This window comes from Bacillus sp. MUM 13 (assembly GCF_001866725.1).
Taxonomy (GTDB): Bacteria; Bacillota; Bacilli; order Bacillales; family DSM-1321; genus Peribacillus.
Map to the genome: position 1 here is coordinate 1 of NZ_MLYQ01000140.1, position 8,009 is coordinate 8,009.

Annotated in this window: 5 protein-coding genes and 3 pseudogenes; 7 read left to right on the forward strand and 1 reads right to left on the reverse strand. The window is 37.2% G+C overall.

The features are described 5' to 3' along the window. Nucleotides 1-529 precede the first annotated feature (529 nt). The 5 genes and pseudogenes from BIV59_RS21695 (at nt 530) to BIV59_RS21710 (ending at nt 5,671) form a co-directional block, all read left to right on the forward strand. Nucleotides 530-724 carry a hypothetical protein gene (locus tag BIV59_RS21695; RefSeq protein WP_071353542.1) on the forward strand — a complete coding sequence of 65 codons (195 nt, stop codon included), beginning with the start codon at nt 530-532 and terminating at the stop codon, nt 722-724. 90 nt (nt 725-814) lie between these two features. After that, nucleotides 815-2,248 carry a MocR-like pyridoxine biosynthesis transcription factor PdxR gene (pdxR, locus tag BIV59_RS21700; RefSeq protein WP_071353543.1) on the forward strand — a complete coding sequence of 478 codons (1,434 nt, stop codon included), beginning with the start codon at nt 815-817 and terminating at the stop codon, nt 2,246-2,248. 424 nt (nt 2,249-2,672) lie between these two features. Beyond that, on the forward strand, nt 2,673-3,743 hold the full coding sequence (locus BIV59_RS21705; RefSeq protein WP_071353544.1) for an acyl-CoA dehydrogenase family protein: 1,071 nt from the start codon (nt 2,673-2,675) through the stop codon (nt 3,741-3,743). Between the two features lie 417 nt (nt 3,744-4,160). Beyond that, nucleotides 4,161-5,015 (forward strand): annotated as a pseudogene (locus BIV59_RS23065) (aminotransferase class I/II-fold pyridoxal phosphate-dependent enzyme); the annotation flags it as partial. 206 nt (nt 5,016-5,221) lie between these two features. Then, nucleotides 5,222-5,671, forward strand: coding sequence for a YfmQ family protein (locus BIV59_RS21710; protein WP_071353545.1), 450 nt, complete (start codon nt 5,222-5,224; stop codon nt 5,669-5,671). 70 nt (nt 5,672-5,741) lie between these two features. On the opposite strand, the pseudogene BIV59_RS23070 reads toward BIV59_RS21710, so the two are convergent. Then, nucleotides 5,742-5,886, reverse strand: a pseudogene (locus tag BIV59_RS23070) (HU family DNA-binding protein); the annotation flags it as partial. Between the two features lie 73 nt (nt 5,887-5,959). Here BIV59_RS23070 and BIV59_RS24595 point away from each other — a divergent pair. Next, nucleotides 5,960-6,224 (forward strand): annotated as a pseudogene (locus BIV59_RS24595) (IS110 family transposase); the annotation flags it as partial. 470 nt (nt 6,225-6,694) lie between these two features. Then, a complete protein-coding gene (locus BIV59_RS21715) occupies nt 6,695-7,894 on the forward strand; it encodes an MFS transporter (protein ID WP_071353546.1) in 1,200 nt (399 codons plus the stop codon). Nucleotides 7,895-8,009: the final 115 nt, after the last annotated feature.

Consider the following 8,009-nt stretch of genomic DNA (forward strand, 5'->3'; position numbering starts at 1 on the left):
ATATTAGAAACCTGAACGGGAATGAACCGATAGAAGAAATTATTTCTACCTTAACTAATATAATTTCTTGGAGTAAAGTATTATCAATTGATTTTGGAATCAATAATGAAGAAATTATAAATATGGTAAGTAGAAATTTTTTTCTAATAAAATGGACTTAACTAAAAGTTGTTATAAAATGAAATAGATAGGTTTTTTAGTCGTGGTGAAATATAGAATTAGTTAAGTTATTAAACCAAGCTATAAAAGGTGAATATTATGGCCAATTGGCAAAAGTAATAGTTTAAAAAAGATTATCTGCATATTTTTGACGTTTTGGCTGAAACGTATAATCGAACATACAAAGCGATATACCCACGGTTAAAGACGCATACAATATAAAATATTGTTCCTACAGAGAGCAATTCAGTATAAAACCTTTCTAGGCTTTGTTCAAGTGGATGGGTTCTGATTATTCGAATTGGATGGTTCTTTTTAGTCCTTTAACTCGTATAATGGGATATTATAATTACATATAGAGGTGCGAAAGATGACTGTTGCTTATATTTTGGTTATCATTATCTCTGTTATTTCTCTAATTGCAACTCTTATGGTGGCCGGTAAAGGGGATGAAGGGTACAGCAAATCAACTAAGCGTAATATCACTAATCTAGCTTTGATTTATGCTGTCGTCATTATTCTTTCTATTATTTCAGTTGCCGTCTATATTAGGTGGTTTGCATAAAAAAAATCAAATGTAAGAAACTTAAACCTATCATTTCTTTTAAAGAGGATAGGTTATTTTTAATTTAAATTTCAAGGTGCGGGGTGAAATATGGATTGGAGACCGGATAGGAAACAAAAAAAGCCTATATATAAGCAGCTCGCTGAGTTTATTGGAAATGGAATTGAGGAAGGGATCCTTCCTCCCGATCAGCTCCTGCCTTCCGAAAGGCAGCTGGCAAGTGAGCTTCAAGTAAATAGGAGTACAGTTGTCGCTGCGTACGATGAATTGGAGTCAATTGGTCTTATCGAGAGAAAAAGAGGGAGTGGAACAAGAATAAGCAAGGATATCTGGGGACTTACCAAAAAGCGCATCCCCAGCTGGAACCGGTACGTGGAAGCTGGCTCATTCTTGCCGAATATGCCGGTGATTCAAAGAATCAGGAAGGAAATAGAAGGCCATAGCCTGATAAATCTAGCGAGCGGGGAGTTATCTGAAGATTTATTTCCCCTTGACTCATTACAAAAAATTGTAGCTAGCAGGCCATTTACTGGCCGCTTGGGCTACGATCACCCCCAGGGAAGTGAAAGGCTAAGAAATACCATTGTAGAGCATGTGAAGAGATATCGGAGAATTGAAACAGATTCCTCCTCCATCCTGGTTACCTCAGGTGCGCAGCAGGCGCTGCATCTTGTCGTCCAATGTCTCTTAAAGCCGGGGGATGCGATTGTGTTAGAGAATCCATCGTATCATTATGGCCTCCCTATATTTAAATCGGCAGGAATAAGGACGTTTTATCTACCAGTCGACCAGTATGGAATCAATCCAGATGATTTAGAATCATTGTATAAAAAACATCGTATTCGAATAATTTTTTTAAATCCTGCCTATCAAAATCCTACGGGAGCTTACCTTAGTCAAGAACGCAGGAAAAAAATCTTAGATTTATCCTCTAAATATGGAATCCCGATTGTAGAGGATGATCCGTACAGTTTAACTTCCTTTACAGGAAAAGAGGCAAGTCCTTTAAAATCGATGGATGTGCACGGTAATGTATTATATATTAGTTCTTTGTCCAAGATTGTGGCTTCAGGCTTACGAATTGGCTGGATCCATGGACCAAAGTCTGTCATTGAAAGATTATCTGATGCGAAACAGCAAATTGATTTCGGACATGGTAGCTATACTCAGTGGATTGCCGAAGAATTTTTAGAATCTGAGTATTTTTCGAATCATATTTGCCGCTTGGTGAAACAATTAAAACTGCGGAGAGACCAAATTGTCATCAGTATGAAGGACTATCTGGAGGATAGTGTCGAATTTCAAATACCAGAAGGCGGAATTCATATTTGGTGCAGGATCAATAAAGGGCATGATGAAGGTCAATTACTCGAGAATTCCATACGAAATGGTGTCATCTATGTTCCTGGATCAACCATGGGAACGCAAAAAGGCTATGTTCGTTTTACATTTGCCAGGGAGAAAGAGGGAGATATTGATATGGGAATTAAAAGGTTTGCATTAGCTTTACGCCAAATTAAATAAATTTGAGAAGATAGTTATCCTTAAGGTCTATGGTTTTTTCAGCCGATAAATATGTAAACTAGGACATATGTCTGAAGGATTTAGCTTTTTATGATAATTTTAAGAGTTCTATACCGAGAATAATATACAGCCGTGTAAGGCCATTGTTGGCGGCTTGGGGATTCTATTTCAGGACCAGACTGGGGACGGGAAGAAACACTGATACCACTAAATCTGGACTTTAAACAAATCGCTTAGCGAATGGAATTTGATCCTGTTGGCCATTATGCAAGGCCTGATGTCTTTAAGTTATTGGTAACACTCAGAAATTAAAAAATTTGTATAGAAAGAAATAATAAGCTTAAACGAGTCGACCTCTCACGATTCAAATATTTTTATTGTGGTCAGGGTCCCTTGATTTTTTTACAGATTAGGAGTGGCACAGGTGATATCAACACAAATAGATAAGATAGTTTTAGGCCAAATCATTAAGGAGCATCTTAAACCTTTTATTCAAGAAGTGGACGAAGTGGGACTTTACCCCAAAAGATTTCTGAACATTCTAGGGGAAAATGGCTTCTTTCATTCCACAAGTTTACCTAAGGGAAGTTTACGGTACAGGGAGATTGATTTAATCCAAGAGACAGCAAACCATTGCATGACAACCGCATTTACAGAATGGTGTCATTTAGCCGCACTAACTGCATTGAGGTTGAGCAGTAATCCTTTTATAAAAAACGATTTATTACCAGCCCTTGAATTAGGAGAAATACTGGGTGGAACTGGATTATCAAACGCATTAAAATATTATGCCGGACTGGAGAATATTCGCTTGAAGGCTGAAAGGACAGCGGGTGGATATTTCTTGACCGGAAGTTTACCAAGCGTTTCTAATCTTGATGATGACCACTGGTTTGTAATTGTGGCTTCACAGAATGAGGAAAAAAGAATCATAGGAATCCTTCCTTTGAATACAAAGGGACTCATATCGGAAAAGAAAACTCATTTTATTGGATTAAAGGGGAGCGGTACGTATTCCTGCTCCTTTGACAAAGTATTCATTCCAGATGATTGGATTATTTCCCAAAATGCCGACACATTCATACAAACGCTCCGTCCATTTTTGGTTTTATATCAAATACCTCTGGGGATTGGGGTTTCACATGCTGCAATACAATCTTTAAAAGATATCTATTCTAGAAATAGTCAAGGTAATAGGTCTCTTAAACCGAAAATACAGGAATTGTCAGGAGAACTTGAAAGTCTTCGGAACAAAACTTACTCTCATGCGGAATCTACAGACCTTTCAAGCATTTGGAAGGACATCTTACAGACTAGATTGGAAATGGCTAAACTTACGCTGAAAGCAACACAAACTGACATGCTCTTTTCTGGAGGACAGTCCTATATTCAGGGCAACGATACTTTTAGAAGATTAAGAGAAGCTTATTTCTTAGTAAATCTCAGTCCTACAATCAAACAATTGATGGATTTATTTTCTAAAGAAGTAGAGTAAGGACTTTTTGTCGAGTATTTCGTATTAAGAATCATGATATTAACATAGATCTTTACTAATGGATGGTGAAAAAAGCGTAAGATTGGATGGTTATCTATTTTAAAAAATCCATTATTGTAGAGTGGTGGATTTTTAGAAAAGATTTAACCATAGGGAAGATTCTAATTTGTGTATAAATTCACAACTGTGATATGGAGTAATATGCCCGCAAACAAATCATATTTGGATTATTGATTAGAAAATTATTGCTTAGCCATATTCGGGGGAAGGACCTGTTCTTTTACAAAAACTTATTTATAAAACTATCACTATATTAGTAAGTGCACGGTTTCGTAAGATTTGTTCCATTTTGCAGGATATTTTTGATGACCATCTTAATCATTTATAACAACTTGACTATTAATTTCAACACGTAAGATGAGAAAGGGTGTGTGCAAATTGTTAAACCAGTTTGAAACTCCGTTATTTACGGGCCTAAAAAAACATGCAGAACAAAATCCAATCCAGTTTCATATCCCCGGCCATAAAAAAGGAAATGGAATGGATCATGTCTTTAGAGAATTTATTGGTGAGAATGCTTTTCAATTGACTTAATTAATATTGAACCGCTTGATATTTACACATTCCAAAAGGCATTATTAAACAATCACAGGAATTAGCGGCAAAAGCATTTGGTGCAGAATATACTTTCTTCTCTGTACAGGGGATAAGCGGGGCGATTATGGCCATGATTAAGTCCGTTTGTAAACCTGAAGATAAGATTTTAGTCCCGCGAAATGTAAACAAATCCATTATGAATGCGATTATTTTCTCAGGTGCTATACCTGTTTTTATCCATCCGGAAGTAGATTCCCGCTTCTGTATCTCACACGGGATTACACCGGATTCTATTTAAAAAGCAATAAACCTATCCTGATGCCAAAGCTATATTGGTTATCAACCCAACTTATTATGGTGTTTCTGGAGACTTAAAAAAGATTGTGAAAATTGCTCATTCAAGAGATATTCCGGTGCCAGTTCTTGTTGACGAAGCACATGGGCCCATATTCATTTTCAAAGGAAATGCCATTATCTGCAATGGAGGCCGGGGCCGACATGGCTGCAGCAAGTGTGAATAAATTAGATGGTTCTCTAACTCAGAGTTCTGAATCTGCGGGGGAATCTTGATTCACCCAAGCGGGTTCAATTTGTTTTAAGTATGTTAACGGCAATTCGACTTCCTATTTGTTATTAGCTTCATTGGAAGTTGCTAGAAAATCGTTAGTTACTGAACCAATTACTGTACAATCGTGGTTTATTCAACATTCTTTATGTTATAAATTTTCGCTTTGCTCATATTGCCACTTGGAAATTTAACGTTATTGTATTTTTGTGACATATTTCACATATTAGTGCAATCTAAAAATAGTAGACTTATTATAAAAGGGAAATGAAATATTTAAAAATATCAAATTAGAACAATACGGAGATGATGAAGTATGACTGGACTAGCTTTGGTTTTGACCATTCTCTTTGGTCTATTAAAAATATTGATTTCCTGTCTTCCATCCGATGCGGTGAAATGGATTACAGGCAAGTTTGAAATGCATTCAAAGCTTAATGATGCGAATACCGTCGTGACCTTCGAGGGAAAACACCTGGAAAGTGAAGATGCAGCTCAAGTAATTGATTTTTTTAACAAAGGTACATTCTTAGAACAATATTATATATTTCCAGGAAATGAACAAATGTTTTTGCATCCAGAAAACGGCGGGACTCCACTAGTCATTGATACCAAAAAAGGCAAAAAGGATGTCAGGTTGTTTTTGTACAGCAACAGTGATCATGTGGATGTAGTCAAACAGTATAAGAAGAAAGTAGTTGCTTATAGCCTGCGTTCCGATAGCCTCCAAAATCGCTCTATGACATTAACAGAAGATCTAGTTTAAAAGAAAGGCCGTCTTTAAAAGATGGTCTTTTTTGCTCGCTGGAGGTTCCCACTCCTTTTTGTAAGTGTATTTATTTTCCGAAAATAGCTTTTCCAGCTTTGAAAGCAGAGATTTTCCCAGCTGCTATTTGAATTTCTTCTCCAGTATGAGGGTTACGACATGTTAAGGGCAGCACGTTCGCGTATTTCAAAGTTACCGAAACCAAGCTCATCTACTGAGACAGTGAATAGTGTGTTAGCTAAGATCGGAGGGTCTCTAAAGAAGCATTCTTATGGAAAGAAGGTTTAAGGGGTTTATGCAGAACTCCGTGTGGCAAAGAAAATAAGCGATCTTTTAACTGAAGACCTTCAAACGGTCCAAGGCCAGTTTCATAACTGGATTGACCGGTACTTCAGAATTTCTAAGGGTGATTAAAAAGTGGGAGGGTAAGGCAGCGTTACAATTCTTAAAGCTTTATTCCTTACCCTATGAAAACATACATTTTACTGAAGACGAATTACTTTCTCATCTTAGAATATCCGTTACTCGGAGTGTAGGACTTAGTAAAGTACAGTTATGCTGTTTAATCCAGTCCACCAACTGTATTAGAAAAACAGTTTTTGCTATTTAAAAGCAACAATCCTTACGAAAGAATCCAAACAAAAAGAGATTTATCTGGTATTAAGTCAATTGTTATAGTTGCGTATGGAACAATTTCAAAAACAGTATCTTGGTTAAAATCAGTCATTTCATAGAGCCATTAACTCCTAAGGGCTCGTTAGATTCAAATTCGTTCCCAAATTAATAAAATTAGCTGATTGAGACCCAAATTATAATCGGTTTCAATAACATTAAAATCAATTAGTTTAAGCCAATACGCCTCTAACTGAAGCTTGAGATTCCCCATTCCTGGGCAAGATAGGTTTACACAAAAATCCATTATCCAAAAGTAATGCATAACATAATCATTTACATTCACTATTATCGATTATATTGTGGTGGTATTCTATATAAGAAATCAAGCACATCTTAGGAGGTCTTCACATGAATGGAAATGAACATTCAGCGCCAAAGTCAAATGGGAATAAATTTGCACTGTTTGCTTTGGCCGCAACATTCTTTGGTGTAGGAGTCACAGAATTCATCAGTGTAGGTGTTCTTCCTGCAGTTGCGAATGAATTTCACATATCAACATCTACAGCTGGATTAATTGTATCAATGTATGCAATAGGAGTTGCAGCAGGAGGACCTATTTTAACTTCTCTAACGGCAAAGGTTCCGAGAAAAAAAGTGCTATTATCCGTTATCGTTCTGTTTATTATCGGGCATATCATAACGGCTATTGCTCCCACATTCAGTATCGTACTAACAGGGCGTATACTATCAGCATTCGCACATGGTGTGTTCTTTGCTATAGGTTCAACGGTTGCCGCAAGTCTTGTTCCTAAAAATCGTCAGGCAAGTGCTATTGCATTTGTTTTCGGAGGGTTTACGGTTGCCACTGCAATTGGGGCTCCTTTAGGGACATATATCAGTGATATTTTTGGCTGGAGATTTCCATTTTACGGAATTGCATTCATTGGTTTAATTGCTCTTATTCTTAATGCTATTGCAATTCAAAGTCATCAATTAAAAACAGAAATACCACCATCTTATAAAGATCAGCTGAAATTAGCGGGTAACGGAAGAATTTTACTGATCTTAGCCGTGACGATTCTAGGGTACGGAGGTACATTCGTAACCTTTACGTACCTTTCACCTATTCTTCAGGATATCATGGGAATTGGTGCAGAAAAAGTGAGTGTTGTCCTATTTGTATATGGGATAGCCATTGCAATTGGAAACACTATAGGAGGACGGTTTGGGGATCGAAAACCACTTAAAGCTTTACTTTCTATGTTTAGCGTACAAGCAGTTATCCTATTGATCTTTACATTTACCGCGCCGTATAAAGCAGTTGGTTTAATTACGGTGTCAGCTATGGGACTGTTGGCATTTATGAGCGTGCCTGTATTACAATCTTACGTGTTGAACCTAGCGCAGCGTTATGTACCCAGTGCTGTCGATGTTGCCTCTTCTCTTAATATTGCTTCGTTTAACGGAGGAATTGCTTTAGGTTCGTACGTCGGAGGAATTACGGCGGACATCATGGGATTACAGCACACCCCTTGGGTAGCTGCTATTATGGTGTTTCTAGGAGTTCTTCTCACCGTGGTTACCATACGCCTGGAAAAAAAGAAATGAATAAGAGGTTATAGTTGTGGTATGAATCTGGCGGTTTCGGGTACGGCAGTTACTAATACTTCTGCAAAAGCTTTAACAAAAGAGGGTCCTTATTTGTGTAGTGCACCCCAAAAGT